Below are 17,004 nucleotides of genomic sequence, written 5' to 3' on the forward strand. Positions count from 1 at the left end.
ATGGGCAATGGTGTTCACGCGGAGCCTGTGGCGGTTGTCGGACTGGCCTGCCGGTTACCCGGCGCACCCGATCCGGCCGCGTTCTGGCGACTGCTGCGGGAAGGGCGCAGCGCCATCACCGATGTGCCCGCCGGTCGTTGGCCGGAACACCGCCGCGGCGGCTTCCTGACCGATGTCGACCTGTTCGACGCGGAGTTCTTCGGTATTCCACCCCGCGAGGCGGCGGCGATGGACCCGCAGCAGCGGCTGGCGCTGGAACTGGCCTGGGAGGCGCTGGAGGACGCGCACGTCGTGCCCGCGTCCCTCGCCGGCACGGCCACCGGCGTCTTCGTCGGCGCGATCGCCGACGACTACGCCAAGCTGGGCGCCGACCCCGACCGCTACACCGTGCCGGGCAAGAACCGGGGCATGATCGCCAACCGCGTCTCGCACCTGCTCGACGCCCGCGGCCCGAGCCTGGTCGTGGACACCGGCCAGTCCTCCGCCCTGGTGGCCGTGCACCTGGCGTGCGAGAGCCTGTGGCGGGGCGAGACGACGCTCGCGCTGGCGGGCGGCGTGAACCTGACCCTGCTCTTCAGCGGCACGGTCGGGCTGGAGCGCTTCGGCGCGCTGTCCCCGGACGGCGTCTGCTACACGTTCGACGCCCGCGCCAACGGCTACGTGCGCGGCGAGGGCGGCGGGTTCGTCGTGCTCAAGCCGTTGTCCCGCGCGATGGCCGACGGTGACGACGTCGTCTGCGTCATCCGCGGCGGCGCGGTGAACCACGACGGCGGCGCCGGACCGCTGACCGTGCCGGACGCGGCCGCGCAGGAAGCCGTGCTGCGGCGCGCCTACGAGCAGGCGGGCGTGCCCGTCGAGGACGTGCGGTACGTGGAGCTCCACGGCACCGGCACGCCCGTCGGCGACCCGGTCGAGGCCGCCGCGCTGGGCGCGGCCCTGCGGGCGCCGCGCCCCCTGCTGGTGGGCTCGGCCAAGACGAACGTCGGGCACCTCGAGGGCGCGGCCGGCATCGTCGGCTTCCTCAAGACCGCGCTCGCCATCCGGCACCGCGAGCTGCCCGCCAGCCTGAACTTCGCCACGCCCAACCCGCGCATCCCGCTGGACGAGCTGAACCTGGTGGTGCAGACGGGTTTGACGCCGTGGCCCGACGAGGACCGGCCGCTCGTGGCCGGTGTCTCGTCGTTCGGCATGGGCGGCTCGAACTGCCACCTCGTGCTCGCCGAAGCCCCGGCCCCGGCCCCGGTTCCGGTCCCCGACCCGGTCGAGCCGCAGCGGCGGGACGGCTCGCCGTTGCTGTCGGTGTCGGCGCGCTCGGAGCCGGCCCTGCGTGCCCAGGCGTCGCTGCTGGCCGGAGTGGACGCCGACGAGGCCGACCTCGCGCACTCGCTCGCGTCCGGGCGCACGGCCTTCGAGCACCGCGCCGTCGTGTTCCCGGGCGGCTTGACGGCGCTGGCGGAGGGCCGTCGTTCGCCGGACGTGGTGCGGGACGCGGTCGTGCCGGACCGCCGGCTGGCGCTGATGTTCGCCGGACAGGGCAGCCAGCGACCCGGCATGGGCTTCGAGCTGGCCTCGGCGTTCCCGGTGTACGCGGCGGCCTTCGACGAGGTGCTGTCGCACTTCACCATCCCGTTGCGCGACGCGATGGCGTCGGACTCGGTGCACCGCACGGAGTTCACCCAACCGGCGTTGTTCGCGCTGGAGGTGGCGCTGTTCCGGTTGCTGGAGCACTGGGGCGTGCGGCCGGACTTCCTGGTGGGGCACTCGATCGGCGAGCTGAGCGCCGCGCACGTGGCCGGGGTGCTGTCGCTGGCCGACGCGGCGAAGCTCGTGCAGGCGCGCGGCGCGCTGATGCAGGCGCTGCCCGCCGGTGGCGCCATGGTCGCGGTGCAGGCGGCCGAGGCCGACCTGCTGGCCGCGATGGCGGGGCGTGCGGACCGGGTCGGCGTCGCCGCGGTCAACGGTCCGACCGAGACGGTGATCTCCGGTGACGAGGACGTGGTGCTGGAGATCGCGGCCGAGTTCGAGGCGCGCGGGCACAGCACCGCCCGGCTGAAGGTCGGCCACGCGTTCCACTCGCCGCGCATGGCGCCGGTGCTGGCCCGGTTCACCGAGGTGGCGCGGGGCCTGGCGGTCCACCCGCCGACCATCCCGATCGTCTCCACGGTCACCGGACGTCCGGTCACGGCGGCCGAACTGGCGTCGCCGGAGCACTGGGCGCGCAACGTGCGCGGCTCGGTGCGCTTCCTCGACGCGGTGCGGTCCCTGGCCGCGGCGGGCGTGACGACGTTCCTGGAGGCGGGGCCGGACGGCGTGCTCACCGGCATGGTCGAGGACTGCCTGGACCCGGCGCCGGACACCCGGCTGGTGCCGACGCTGCGCCGCGACCGCCCCGAGGAGCGGTCGGTCCTGGAGGCCGTCGCCCGGCTGCACGTCGCCGGCGTGCCGGTCGACTGGACCTCGATCGTGCCGCGCGGCAGGCGGGTCGCCCTGCCGACCTACGCCTTCCAGCGGTCGCGGCACTGGGTGAGCGAGGCCGTCGAGGCCGTCGCCGCACCGGCCGCCGACCTCCTCGGCCTGGTCGTGGCGCAGACCGCGGCCCTGCTCGGGTACGCCGAGGTCGCGCCGGACCGGACGTTCCAGCAGCTGGGCCTGGAGTCGCAGGGCGCGGTGGAGCTGGTGCAGCGGCTCTCGGCCGCGACCGGGCTGACCGTGCCGCCGTCCTCGGTGTTCGAGCACCCCACGCCGGCCGCGCTGGCCGCCCGGCTCGCGGTCGGGCGGCCCGTCGTGACCGAGCCGCCCGCACCGGACGCCGCGCCGGGACCGGTCCTGTCCGGGCAGGCCTCGTCCGGGCAGGTCTCATCCGGGCAGGTTTCATCTGGGCAGGTCCTGTCCGGACCGGTCCCGTCCGCGTCCGTCGTGGAACGCGTGCCGATGCCGCGGGCCGAACCGGACGAGCCCATCGCCATCGTCGCGATGGGGTGCCGCTACCCCGGCGGCGTGCGGTCGCCGGAAGACCTGTGGCGGCTGGTGGCGGACGGGGTCGACGCGGTCGGCGGCTTCCCGACCGACCGGGGCTGGGACGTCGACCTGCCGTTGGCGGAGGGCGGGTTCCTCTACGACGCGGACCGGTTCGACCCTGCCTTCTTCGGCATCTCGCCGCGCGAGGCGCTGGCCATGGACCCGCAGCAGCGGCTGCTGCTGGAGGTGTCCTGGGAGGTCTTCGAACGCGCGGGCATCCCGCCGGCGTCGCTGCGCGGCGACCGGGTGGGCGTGTTCGTCGGCGCGATGTCGCAGGAGTACGGGCCGCGGCTGCACGAGACCGCGGACGACCTCGCGGGCTACCGGCTCACCGGCAGCACGGCGAGCGTCGCGTCCGGCCGGCTGGCCTACACGTTCGGGTTCGACGGCCCGGCGATCACGGTGGACACGGCGTGCTCGTCGTCGCTGGTCGCGCTGCACCTCGCGGTCCAGTCGCTGCGCCGGGGCGAGTGCACGATCGCCCTGGCGGGCGGTGTGACCGTCATGGCCACACCGGGGCTGTTCACCGAGTTCTCCCGCCAGGACGGGCTCGCGCCGGACGGCCGCTGCAAGTCGTTCTCGGCCGCCGCGGACGGCACCGGGTGGGCCGAGGGCGTCGGCGTGCTGCTGGTGGAGCGGCTGTCCGACGCGCGCCGCAACGGGCACCAGGTGCTGGCGGTCGTGCGGGGCACGGCGGTGAACCAGGACGGCGCGTCCAACGGCCTCACCGCGCCCAACGGCAGGTCCCAGAAGTCGGTGATCCGGCAGGCGCTCGCCGACGCGGGCCTCGCCGCCGCCGACGTCGACGTGGTGGAGGCGCACGGCACCGGCACGCGGCTGGGTGACCCGATCGAGGCGCAGGCGCTGCTGGAGACCTACGGCCAGGACCGCTCGACGCCGTTGCTGCTGGGGTCGCTGAAGTCCAACATCGGGCACGCGCAGGCGGCGGCGGGCGTCGCCGGGGTGATCAAGGTGGTCGAGGCGATGCGCCACGACCTGGTGCCGCGCACCCTGCACGTGGACCGGCCCTCGCCGCACGTCGACTGGACCACCGGGCTGGTGGAGCTGGTGACGTCGCCGACGGCGTGGCCGCGCTCGGCACGGCCGCGGCGGGCGGGCGTGTCGTCGTTCGGCATCTCCGGGACGAACGCGCACGTCGTGCTCGAGGAGTTCGCCGCCGAACCGCCGCCGCCGCCGCCGGGCGGCCCGACCGTGCTGACGCTGTCGGCCCGGACACCGCGGGCCCTGCGCGCCCAAGCCCGTGCGCTGCACGACTACCTGACCTCGCGGGAGGTCGACCTGGCCTCGGTCGCCGCCGGCCTCGGCGGGCGGACGCGGTTCGAGCACCGGGCGGCGGTGCTCGACGCGGCGGCGTTGCCCGCGCTCGTGCGGGGCGAGCCGGCGGCGGGGCTGGTGACCGGGACCGCCGCGCCCGCGCGCACGGCGTTCGTGTTCCCCGGCCAGGGTTCTCAGTGGTCGGGCATGGCCACCGAGCTGCACCGCTCGTCACCGGTGTTCGCGGCGAAGCTGGACGAGTGCGCGCGGGCGCTGCGCGGGTTCGTGGACTGGGACCTGCTCGACGAGCTGTCCGGCCCGCTGGACCGGGTCGACGTCGTGCAGCCCGCGTTGTGGGCCGTGATGGTGTCGTTGGCCGAGCTGTGGCGGTCCCGCGGGGTCGAGCCGGCGGCGGTGGTCGGCCACTCCCAGGGGGAGATCGCGGCGGCGGCGTTCGCCGGTGCGCTGTCCGTCGTGGACGCCGCCCGGGTGGTCGCGTTGCGCAGCAAGGCGTTGGTGGCCTTGGCGGGTCAGGGCGGCATGGCCTCCCTCGCGCTGGGCCCGGACCGGGTGCGGGACCGCCTGGGGCCGTTCGGCGACCGGTTGTCGGTGGCGGCGGTGAACGGCCCGAACGCCGTCGTCGTGTCGGGCGAGGTCGAGGCGCTGGACGAGCTCGTGGCGTCGTGCCAGGCGGACGGCGTGCGGGCGCGGCGCATCCCGGTGGACTACGCGGCCCACTCGGCGCAGGTCGAGGTGATCGAGGCGGAGCTGCTGGCGGCGCTCGACGGCATCGCGCCGGTGTCCGTCGCGGTCCCGTTCTACTCGACCGTGACGGGCGGGCGGATCGACACCGGGACGCTGGACGCCGCCTACTGGTGCCGCAACCTGCGGGAGACGGTGGAGTTCGAGCGCGCCACGCGGACGCTGGTCGCGGACGGCTGCACGGTGTTCGTGGAGGCCAGCCCGCACCCGGTGCTCACGCCCGCCGTCCAGGACACCGTCAACGCGGCCGGTTCGGGTGCGGTCGCGCTCGGGTCGTTGCGGCGCGACGACGGTGGTCTCGCGCGGTTCCACGCTTCGCTCGCCGAGGCGTTCGTGCGCGGCGTCGACGTGGACTGGGGGTTCGGCGGGGGACGTGCCGACGTGCCGACGTACCCGTTCCAGCGGCAGCGGTTCTGGCTGGACGGCGCCCCCGCCGTCCGACCGAGGTCCGCCGTGGACCGGTACCGGGTGAGGTGGGAGCCGATCACGCCGCGCGGGACGGTCGCCGGCACCTGGGTCGTGCTCGCGCCGCCCGGTGAGGACCCGGCCCTGCCCGGCGCGCGGCCCGTCGTGGTCGACGGGCCGGTGGAGCGGGCGGAGCTGGTCGCGCGCATCAGCGAGGCCCTGGCGGGTGACCGGCCTGCGGGGCTGTTGTCGCTGCTGGCCTTCGCCGAGGAGCCGCACCACCGGCACCCGGCGGTGCCGGTGGGGTTGGCGAACACGCTGGCGGCGGCGCAGGCGTGGGGCGACCTCGGGTTCACCGCGCCGATGTGGTTCGGGACGCGGGACACGCCGGTGCAGGCACAGGTGTGGGGATTGGGCCGCGTGCTGGCCGCCGAGCACCCGGAGAGGTGGGGCGGCTTGGTGGAGCTGCCGGCGCCGCTCCACGCCGGCGAGGACGCGCCTGCCGCACCAGAGCCGGGCGGGGCCGGAGAGGGCGGGCCGGCGGCGGCAGAGCTGGGTGAGCGGCTCGCGGCGGTGTTGGCCGGTGGTGAGGACCAGGTGGCCCTGCGCGCCGGCGGCGCCTTCGCCCGCAGGGTGGTTCCCGCGCCGCTCGACGAGCCGGGGCAGTGGCGCGCCAGGGGCACGGCGCTGGTCACCGGCGGCACCGGCGCGTTGGGGTCCCACCTGGCCCGCTGGCTGCTCCGCGCCGGTGCGGAGCACGTCGTCCTGCTCAGCCGCAGCGGACCGGACGCGGCCGGCGCGGGCGGTCTGCGCGCCGAGCTGGGGGACCGGGTCACGATCGTCGCCTGCGACGCCGCCGACCGGGACGCGCTCGCGGACGTCCTCGGCGCCCACCCGGTGAACTCCGTGTTCCACGCGGCCGGCGTGCTGGACGACGCGTTGGTCGACTCGCTCACCCCGGCGCACCTCCAGAACGCTCTGCGCGCCAAGGCGGTGGCGGCGTGGAACCTGCACGAGCTGACCGGCGGGCTGGACGCGTTCGTGCTCTTCTCGTCGGTCGCCGCCACCTGGGGCGCCGCCGGGCAGGGCGGGTACGCGCCGGGCAACGCCTTCCTGGACGCCCTGGCCGGGCACCGCCGGGCCGCCGGGCTGCCCGCGACGTCGATCGCCTGGGGACCCTGGTCGGGCGGGGGCATGGCCGCCGGCGTCCGGTTCGACGACTACCGGCCGATGCCGCCGCACCGGGCGCTGGCCGCGCTGGGCCACGCGCTGGCCAACGGCGACACCTGCGTCACCGTCGCCGACCGCCGGGCCGAGGAGCCGGTGGCCACGACCCGGCCGGCCGACCCGTTGGCGCTCGTCCGCACCCTCGCGGCGGAGGTGCTCGGCCACGACTCGGCCGACGCGATCCCGCCCGACACGGCGTTCCGGGACCTGGGTTTCGACTCCCTGGGCGCGGTCCGGCTCAGGACGAAGCTGAACGCGGCGACGGGTCTCGGGCTGCCGAAGACGGTGGTGTTCGACTACCCGACCGCGCGGGCGCTGGCCGGGCACCTCGGCGGTGAGGCCGCCCCGACCGGGCCCGCCGCCACGACCACGACCGGCGGCGACGAGCCGATCGCCATCGTGGCGATGGCCTGCCGCTACCCGGGCGGCGTGACGACCCCGGAAGACCTGTGGCGGCTCACCCTCGACGGCGTCGACGCGATCACCGGCTTCCCGACCGACCGGGGCTGGGACCTCGACCGGCTGTTCCACCCCGACCCCGACCACCCCGGCGCGACCTACGCCCGCGCGGGCGGGTTCCTGCACGACGTGGCCGACTTCGACCCGGAGTTCTTCGGCATCAGCCCGCGCGAGGCGCTGGCGATGGACCCGCAGCAGCGGCTGCTGCTGGAGACCTCCTGGGAAGCCTTCGAACGGGCGGGCGTCAACCCGGAGTCGTTGCGCGGCAGCCGGACGGGCGTCTTCGTCGGCCTGACCTTCCAGGACTACGCCTCGCGCGTGACGAACCCGCCCCGGGAACTGGAGGGCTACCTGCTCACCGGCAGCACGGCGAGCGTCGCGTCCGGCCGGATCTCCTACACGTTCGGGCTGGAAGGCCCGGCGGTCACGGTCGACACCGCGTGCTCGTCCTCGTTGGTGGCGCTGCACCTCGCGGCCCAGGCGCTGCGCCGCGGCGAGTGCGAGCTGGCCCTGGCCGGCGGTGTCGCGGTGATGGCCGGCCCGCACGTGTTCCTGGAGCTGGGCCGCCAGCGCGGGCTCGCCGCGGACGGCCGCAGCAAGGCCTTCTCGGCCGCCGCGGACGGGTTCGGCGCCGCGGAGGGCGTCGGCGTCCTGCTGGTGGAGCGGTTGTCCGACGCGCGCCGCAACGGCCACCCGGTGCTCGCGATCGTCCGGGGCACCGCCGTGAACCAGGACGGCGCGTCGAACGGGCTCACCGCGCCGAACGGGCCGTCGCAGCAGCGGGTGATCCGCGAGGCGCTGGCCGGCGCGGGACTGTCCCCCTCGGACGTCGACGTGCTGGAGGCGCACGGCACCGGTACCAGGCTGGGCGACCCGATCGAGGTCCAAGCCCTCCAGGCGACCTACGGCCGGGACCGCGCGACGCCGTTGCTGCTGGGTTCGGTCAAGTCCAACATCGGGCACACCCAGGCGGCGGCCGGCGTGGCGAGCGTGGTCAAGCTCGTGCAGGCCATGCGGCACGGCGTGGTGCCGCGCACGCTGCACGCGGCCGAGCCGACCCCGGAGGTCGACTGGGACGCGGGGTCGATCGAGCTGCTGACCGAGCAGGGGGTGTGGCCGGACACCGGGCGACCGCGCCGCGCGGGCGTGTCGTCGTTCGGCATCAGCGGCACCAACGCGCACGTCGTGCTCGAAGAAGCGCCGCCGGCCGGCGACTCGGAAGCGGCGGACGGCCCGGTGAGCTGGGTGCTCTCGGCGAAGACCGCGACCGCCCTGCGGGAATCCGCCCGCAGGCTCGCCCGCCACGTCGAGGAGCACCCCGACCTGCGCCCGCGGGACGTGGCCGCCACCCTCGCCACGCGCGCGGCGTTCGAGCACCGCGCGGTGGTCGAAGGCCGCGACCTGGCCGAGCTCGTCGACGGCCTCGACGCGGTCGCGAGGGGTGGGGTGGCGCCGGATGAGCCGCCCGCGGCCGCGAGTGGCCCGGCGCGGGGCCGGATCGTCGACCTCCCGACGTACCCCTTCGAGCGACGGCGGTACTGGCTGGACCCGACGCCCGACCGGGACGGCGGGTTGGACCACCCGGTGCTCACCCGGGCCGTCCCGCTGGCCGGTTCCGACGAGTGGGTCTTCACCGGGCGGCTGGCGCCGGACACCCACCGCTGGCTGGCCGACCACACCGTGTGGGACGCGGTGGTCGTGCCGGGCACCGCGCTGGTCGACCTCGCCGCGCGGGCCGGCGCCGAACTGGGCCTGCCGGTCGTCGCGGACCTCACCCTGAGCACGCCGCTGGTGGTGTCGGAAGGCGTGGACGTGCAGGTGCGGGTCGACGCGGCGCACCGGATCACCCTCTCCGCCCGGCGCGCGGACGGCTCCTGGACCACGCACGCGACCGGTTCCCTCACCGCGGCGGCCGAGCTGCCGGACATGCCCGACGAGTGGCCGCCGGCCGGCGCGGAACCGGTCGCGGTCGACGAGCTGTACCCGCGGCTGGCCGAGCGCGGGTACCGCTACGGCCCCGCGTTCCGGGGCCTGCGCGCGGCGTGGCGGCGCGTGTCCCCGCAGACCACCGAGGTCTTCGCGGAGGTCGAGAGCGCCGTGTTCCCGGCGTTGCTGGACGCGGCCCTGCACACCGTCTTCCTGGCCCGTGCCGACGAGGGCACCGTGCTGCCGTTCCGGTTCCGGGGCGTGACGCTGAACCCGACGACCGCGACCCGGCTCCGGGTCCGCCTCGCCGGTGACGGCGTCGTGGCGACCGACGAGACCGGTGCGCCGGTGTTCGCGGTGGAGTTCCTCGAAGTCCGGCCGATCCCGCGCGACCGGCTGCGGGAACGCGGCGGCTCGCTGTGCGTGGTGCGCTGGGACCGGGTTCCCACGACCTCCGACGGCCGGCCCGCCGAGGTGTTCGTGGCGCCCCGGGGCGATGTCCGCGCGGTCACCGCCGCCGTGCTCGCGCGGCTCCAGCAGGACGCGGACCGGCTGGTCGTCGTCACGCACGACGCCGTGTTCACCGACGACCCCGACCCGGCCCAGGCCGCGGTGTGGGGCCTGGTGCGGTCGGCGCAGACCGAGCGCCCGGGGCGGTTCGCGCTGGTGGACGTGGACGACGACCGGGCCATCCCGATGGCGGTGGCGTCCGGCGAGCCGCAGGTGGCGGTGCGCGACGGCGTCCTCCACGCGCCCCGCCTGGTGCTCGCGCCACCGGCCGAGGGCACGCGCTGGTCGCCCGGCACGGTCCTGATCACCGGCGGCACGGGCGTGCTCGGCCGGCTCGTCGGCGCGCACCTGCGCGACCGGCACCGCGTGGTCCTGCTCAGCCGGTCCGGCGCCCCGGTCGAGGGGTTCGAGACCGTGGCGTGCGACGTGACCGACCGCGACGCGGTGGCCGCCGTGCTGGCGGGCATCCCCGACCTGACGGCCGTCGTGCACGCGGCGGGCGTGTCGGACGACGGCGTGGTCGACGGGCTCACACCGGAACGGCTCGATTACGTGCTGCGGCCCAAGGTCGACGGCGCGCTCGTCCTGCACGAGCTGACCCGGGTGCCGCTGGTGCTGTTCTCGTCGGCCGCCGGGTCGCTCGGCTCGGCCGGTCAGGCGGCCTACGCGGCGGCCAACGCCTACCTGGACGCGCTGGCCGGGCACCGCCGCGCGCGAGGGCTGCCGGGGGTCTCGCTCGCGTGGGGGCTGTGGGAGCAGCGCAGCGCGATGAGCGAGCACGCGGACGTCGACCGGTTGGCCGGGATCGGCGTCGGCGAGCTGTCCACGCGGGACGGACTCGCGCTGTTCGACGCCGCGATCGGCCGGGACGAGCCGGTGCTCGTGCCGCTGCGACCGGCACGGGACCTCACCAGGGGCCTGCCGCTGGCCCGGGCGGAGGCCAAGCCGGTGGTGGTGAAGGGCTCGCTGCTGGACGTGGTGCGCGGCGCGGCGGCGGCCGTGCTGTCCCAGGCGGTGGACCGCGTGCCCGCCGACCGGGCGTTCGCCGAGCTGGGCTTCGACTCGCTGGCCTCGGTGGAGCTGGGCAACCGGCTGAGCGCGGCGACCGGGCTGCGCCTGCCGTCCAGCCTGGTGTTCGACCACCCGACGCCCGCCGTGCTCGCCGCCCACCTCCAGCAGGAGCTGTCCGGGCGGCGGGCCGCCACCGCCGAGGTGGCGGCGACCCCGGTGGACGAGCCGATCGCGATCGTGGCGATGGCCTGCCGGTTCCCCGGTGGCGTCCGCACGCCGGAGGACCTGTGGGAGCTGCTGGCCGAGGGCCGCGACGCGGTCGGCGACCTGCCGACCGACCGCGGCTGGGACCTCGGCGCGCTGTACGACCCCGACCCGGGGCGGCGCGGCACCTCGTACACCCGGCAGGGAGCGTTCCTTGACGACGCGGCTGACTTCGACGCCGCGTTCTTCGGGATCTCCCCGCGCGAGGCGCTGGCGATGGACCCGCAGCAGCGGCTGCTGCTGGAAACGGCGTGGGAGGCGTTCGAGCGCGGCGGGATCGACCCGGCGACGGTGCGCGGCTCCCGCACCGGCGTGTTCGCGGGCGTCATGTACCACGACTACGGGGGACGCCTGCGGCACGTGCCCGAGGACGTCGAGGGCTACCTGATCAACGGCAGCGCGGGCAGTGTCGCGTCCGGCCGGGTCGCCTACGCGTTCGGGCTGGAGGGCCCGGCCGTCACGGTGGACACGGCGTGCTCGTCGTCGCTGGTGGCCCTGCACCTCGCGGCGCAGGCCCTGCGGCGCGGCGAGTGCTCCCTGGCCCTGGCCGGCGGGGTCACGGTGATGGCGACCCCGGCGCCGTTCGTCGAGTTCAGCAGGCAGCGCGGACTGGCGGTGGACGGGCGGTGCAAGTCGTTCGCCGACGCGGCCGACGGCGCCGGCTGGGGCGAGGGCGTCGGGATGCTGCTGGTCGAGCGGCTGTCCGACGCGCGCCGCAACGGCCACCCGGTGCTGGCGCTGCTGCGCGGCAGCGCGGTGAACTCCGACGGCGCGTCGAACGGGTTGACCGCGCCGAACGGTCCGTCGCAGCAGCGGGTGATCCGGGCCGCGCTGGCCGCGTCCGGTCTGTCCACTTCGGACGTGGACGTGGTGGAGGCGCACGGCACGGGCACCCGCCTCGGAGACCCGATCGAGGCGCAGGCGTTGCTGGCGACCTACGGCCAGGACCGCGCCACGCCGTTGCTGCTGGGTTCGGTGAAGTCGAACCTCGGCCACACCCAGGCCGCGTCCGGCGTCGCGGGCGTGATCAAGGTGGTGCAGGCGATGCGGCACGGCACGGTGCCCAAGACGCTGCACGTGGACGCGCCCTCCACGCACGTCGACTGGACGGCCGGCGCGGTGGAACTGGTGACCGAGCCGATGCCGTGGCCGGTGCTCGGCCGGGCTCGACGGGCCGGCGTGTCGTCATTCGGCATCTCGGGCACGAACGCGCACGTCATCCTCGAAGAGCCGCCGTTCACGCCCACGCCGCCCCCGGCGCCGGTGCCCGCCGTGCCGCTGGTGCTGTCCGCGAAGACGCCGGAAGCGCTGCGCGAGCAGGGTGAGCTCCTGCACCGGCACCTGACCCGCGTCCGGCCGGACCTCGCCGACGTGGGCGCGACGCTGGCGGCCCGGTCGAGGTTCGAGCACCGGGCGGCGGTCGTGGACGTCGACGACCTGCTGCGGCTGCCGGTCGAGCGGGCCGAGGACCGGCGGTTGGCGTTCCTGTTCTCCGGCCAGGGCAGTCAGCGGCCGGGCATGGGCCGCGAGCTGGCCGAGGCGTTCCCGGTGTTCGCCGAGGCGCTGGACGAGGTGTGCGCGCGGTTCGACTTCCCGCTGCGCGAGGCGATGGCGTCCGAGGACGTGCACCGGACGGAGTTCGCCCAGCCCGCGCTGTTCGCCTTCGAGGTCGCCCTGTTCCGGCTGCTGGAGCACTGGGGCGTGCGCCCGGACGTCCTGGTCGGGCACTCGGTCGGCGAGTTGGCCGCCGCGCACGTCGCCGGGGTGCTGTCGTTGGGCGACGCGGCCGCGCTGGTCGCCGCCCGGGGCGCGTTGATGCGCGAGGTGACCGGGCGCGGCGCGATGGTCGCCGTGCGGGCCGGTGCGGACGAGGTGCGCGACCGGCTCCGACCGGGGGTGGAGATCGCCGCGGTCAACGGGCCGAGGTCGGTGGTGCTGACCGGCGACGAGGACGCCGTCCTCGCGGTCGCGGCGGAGTTCGGCTCGGCCAAGCGGCTCCCGGTGAGCCACGCGTTCCACTCCGCGCACCTGGACGGGATGCTCGACCGGTTCCGCGCGGTCGCGTCGACCATGACCTTCCGCCCGCCCTCGATCCCGATCGTGTCCACGCTGACCGGGGAACCGGTCACCGAGGAGCTGTGCTCACCGGACTACTGGGCGCGGCACGTCCGGCACACCGTGCGGTTCGCCGACGCGGTGTCGCGGCTGGCCGGCGCGACCATGCTGGAGATCGGACCGGACGGCGCGCTCAGCGCGATCGTCGACGCCGTGCCCGCCCAGCGCCGCGACCGGCCCGAGCCGGTCGCGCTGGCCGGCGCCCTCGGCCTGCTGGACGCCCGCGGCGCGACCGTGGACTGGGCGGTGTACTTCCGCGGCGCCCGGCACGTCGACCTGCCCACGTACGCGTTCCGGCGGCAGCGGTTCTGGCTGGCGGAGAGCGCGCCGCTGATCGAGAACGCCGTGACGCTGCCCGACTCGGGGGCGGCGGTGCTGACCGGCACGCTGTCGGTGGGCCGGCAGCCGTGGCTGGCCGACCACCGGGTGCACGGCCAGGTCGTCGTGCCCGCCGCCGCGTTCGCCGACCTGGCGTTGCGGGCCGGCGAGCACGTCGGCTGCGCGCACGTGGCCGAGCTGACGGTGGAAGCGCCGCTGGTGCTGACCGAGGCGGTCGAGCTGCTCGTGTCGGTGGACGGGCCCGACGCGGTCGGTCGGCGCCCGCTGCGGGTGCACAGCCGCACCACCGGCGAGTGGACCAGGCACGCGACCGGTGTGCTGGACCACGGCGGCGGCGTCGCCGAGTCGTTCGACTGGCCCGACGGCACGGACGTGGACCCGCGGGAGGTCTACGCGGCGCTGCGCGCGAGCGGCCTGGAGTACGGGCCGGCGTTCCAAGGGCTCCGCGAGGTGCGGCGCGTGGGCGACGAGGTCTACGCCGCCGTGTCCGCGGACGAGTTCCCGGCGTTGCTCGACGCGGCCCTGCAGGGCCTGGGACTGGTGGCCGGCGAGGGCCTGCCGTTCGCCCTGACCGGGATCTCGCGGTTCGGCACGGCCACCTCCGCGCGGGCACGCCTGACCCCGCACGACGGCGGCGCGTCGGTCGTGCTGACCGACGAGCACGGCGGGCCCCTCGCGGTGATCGAGTCGGTGGTCGTCCGGCCGCAGCGGGGACGGCGGCACGCCGACCTGCACGTGCTGACCTGGGAACCGCTCGACGTGTCCGGGGTGGACACCGACCGCACGGTCGTCCGGATCGACGCCGACGACCCGCACACCGCCGCGCTGCGGGCGCTGACCGCGCTCCAGTCGGACGCGGAACGGCTCGTGCTGGTCACCGACGGCTCGCTCGCCACCGCCGCGGTGCGCGGTCTGGTGCGGTCGGCGCAGGTCGAGCAGCCCGGCCGGGTCGTGCTCGTGGAGACCGACGGCCAGGTGGTCGTGCCCGCGGGCGAACCCCACGTGGTCGTGCGAGGCGACCAGGTGCTCCGGCCGAAGCTCAAGCGCGCGCCGGCGTCCGAAGAGGACGTGCGGCTCACCGGGACGGTCCTGGTCACCGGCGGCACCGGGGCGCTCGGCCGGCAGGTCGCCCGGCACCTGCGCGACGCGCACGGCGCCCGGGTGCTGCTCGCCGGCCGGTCCGGCACGCCGGTGCCCGGGTTCGAGGTGGTGGCCTGCGACGTCGCCGACCGCGCGCAGCTGGTCCGGCTGCTCGCCGAGCACCCGGTGGACGCCGTCGTGCACTGCGCCGGCGTGCTGGACGACGGCGTGGTCGAGTCCCTGACCCCGCGCCGGCTGACGGACGTGCTGCGCCCCAAGGTGGACGCGGCCCGGCACCTGGACGAGCTGACCGACGTGCCGCTGGTGCTCTTCTCCTCGACGGCGGGCACGCTCGGCTCGCCCGGCCAGGCCAACTACGCCGCCGCCAACACCTACCTCGACGCGCTGGCCGAGGACCGCCGGGCGCGCGGCCTGCCCGCGGTGTCCATCGCGTGGGGCTGGTGGGACGACCCGGACGGCATGGTCGGCCGGCTGACCGACGTGGACCGGGAGCGGATCGCCAGGTCCGGCCTGCGCCCCCTGAGCCCGGCCGAGGCGATGGTGCTGTTCGACGCGGCACTCGGCCACGGGTCGCCCGCGGTGGTGGCGGCGAGGCTGAGGCGGCCAGAACCCGCGCCGAAACCCGTGGCAGGCCTCGCGGAACGGCTCGCCGCCGCGCCGCCGGAGCGACGGGCGCACCTGCTGCTGGACGTGGTGCGGGCCGAGGTGGCGGGCGTGCTCGGCCACGCGACCGCCGCGGAGATCGCCCCCGACCGGGGCTTCCTCGACCTCGGGTTCGACTCCTTGACGGCCGTCGAGCTGCGCAACCGGCTCGGCGCGCTGTCCGGCGTCCGGCTGCCCGCGACGGTCGTGTTCGACCACCCCACGCCCGCCGACCTGGCGGAGCGGCTGGGGCGGGAACTGCTGCCCGAGGAGCGACCGGCGGACGACCTGGCGTCGGCCACCGCCGAAGAGCTCTTCGCGTTCATCGACAACACGCTCAACGTGAAGCGAGGTCCCGGTGGCCGGTGACGAGAAACTGCTCGACTACCTCAAGCGGGTCACCGCCGAGCTGCAGGAGACCCGGCAGCGGTTGGCGGACGCGCAGGAGCCGATCGCGATCGTGGCGATGGCCTGCCGCTACCCCGGCGGCGTGCGGTCGCCGGAAGACCTGTGGCGGCTGGTGGCCTCGGGCGGCGACGCCATCACGGGGTTCCCGACCGACCGCGACTGGGAGGGCGAGGGACTCGGCGGGTTCCTGCACGACGCCGCGGACTTCGACGCCGGCTTCTTCGGCATCTCCCCGCGCGAGGCGCTGGCCACGGACCCGCAGCAGCGGCTGCTGCTGGAGGTGTCCTGGGAGGCGTTCGAACGCGCCGGCCTGACCGCGGACGCCGTGCGCGGCAGCCGGACCGGCGTGTTCGCGGGCGTCATGTACGACGACTACGCGTCCCGGTTCCGCACGCCGCCCGAGGAGGTCGCCGGCCACCTGGGCACCGGCAGCGCGGGCAGCGTCGCCTCCGGCCGGCTCGCCTACGCGTTCGGGCTGACCGGTCCCGCGGTCACCATCGACACCGCGTGCTCGTCCTCGCTGGTCGCGCTGCACCTGGCGGCGCGGTCGCTGCGCGCGGGCGAGTGCGACCTCGCGCTGGCCGGCGGTGTCGCGGTGATGGCGACCCAGCGGACGTTCACCGAGTTCGCCAAGCAGGGCGGGCTGGCCGCCGACGGCCGGTGCAAGGCGTTCTCGGCCGACGCCGACGGCACCGGCTGGTCGGAGGGCGCGGGGCTCCTGCTGCTGGAGCGCCTGTCCGACGCGCGCCGGCACGGCCACCCGGTGCTGGCGGTCGTCAGCGGCAGCGCGGTCAACCAGGACGGCGCGAGCAGCGGCCTGACCGCGCCCAACGGGCCGGCGCAGGAACGGGTGATCCGCGACGCCCTCACCGCCGCGGGCCTCACCCCGGCCGACGTGGACGTGGTGGAGGCGCACGGCACCGGCACCCGGCTCGGCGACCCGATCGAGGCGCAGGCGCTGCTGGCCACCTACGGGCGCGACCGGGACGCACCGGTGCTGCTCGGCTCGGTGAAGTCGAACCTCGGCCACACCCAGACGGCCGCCGGCGTCGCGGGCGTGATCAAGGTCGTGATGGCCATGCGCCACGGCATCGCGCCGAAGACCCTGCACGTCGGCGAGCCGTCGCCGCACGTGGACTGGTCGTCGGGGGAGCTGCGGCTGCTGACCGAGGCCACGCCGTGGCCGGCCGCCGACCGGCCGCGCCGGGCCGCGGTGTCGTCGTTCGGGATCAGCGGGACGAACGCGCACGTGATCGTGGAGCACGCCGCCGAACCCGCGGAACCCGCCGAGCAGGCCCCCCGGCTCGGCCGGGTGCCGTGGGCGCTGTCCGCGAAGAGCCCGGGAGCGCTGCGGGAGCAGGCGTCGCGGCTGCTGGACCTCGACGCCGACCCGGCCGACGTGGCGTGGTCGCTCGCGCACACCCGCACGCCGTTCCGCCACCGGGCCGTGGTGCTCGGCGACGTGCGCGCCGGCCTGGGCGCGTTGTCGCGCGACGAGCCGGCCGCGGACGTCGTCACCGGCGAGGCGACCGCGTCCGGCGG

Annotated in this window: 2 protein-coding genes (1 of these 2 running past the window's edge); both read left to right on the forward strand. The window is 76.1% G+C overall.

What is annotated here, in order from left to right; all coding sequences use genetic code 11:
• On the forward strand, positions 1–15,423 hold the full coding sequence (locus IOD16_RS40195; RefSeq protein ID WP_236594958.1) for a type I polyketide synthase: 15,423 nt from the start codon (positions 1–3) through the stop codon (positions 15,421–15,423).
• A protein-coding gene (locus tag IOD16_RS13680) for a type I polyketide synthase (protein WP_201440352.1) crosses the window boundary here: on the forward strand, positions 15,413–17,004 show its 5' end (the start). It continues 8,875 nt past the right edge of the window; only the first 1,592 of its 10,467 coding nucleotides appear in the window; its start codon is at positions 15,413–15,415; its stop codon lies beyond the right edge, outside the window. Before IOD16_RS40195 ends, IOD16_RS13680 begins: the two co-directional genes overlap by 11 nt.

This window comes from Saccharothrix sp. 6-C (assembly GCF_016695385.1).
Taxonomy (GTDB): Bacteria; Actinomycetota; Actinomycetes; order Mycobacteriales; family Pseudonocardiaceae; genus Actinosynnema; species Actinosynnema texasense.

Bases quoted from the DNA above. Each gene is read 5' to 3' on its own strand.
- IOD16_RS40195 (WP_236594958.1), top strand. From the start codon at position 1: ATGGGCAATGGTGTTCACGCGGAGCCTGTGGCGGTTGTCGGACTGGCC.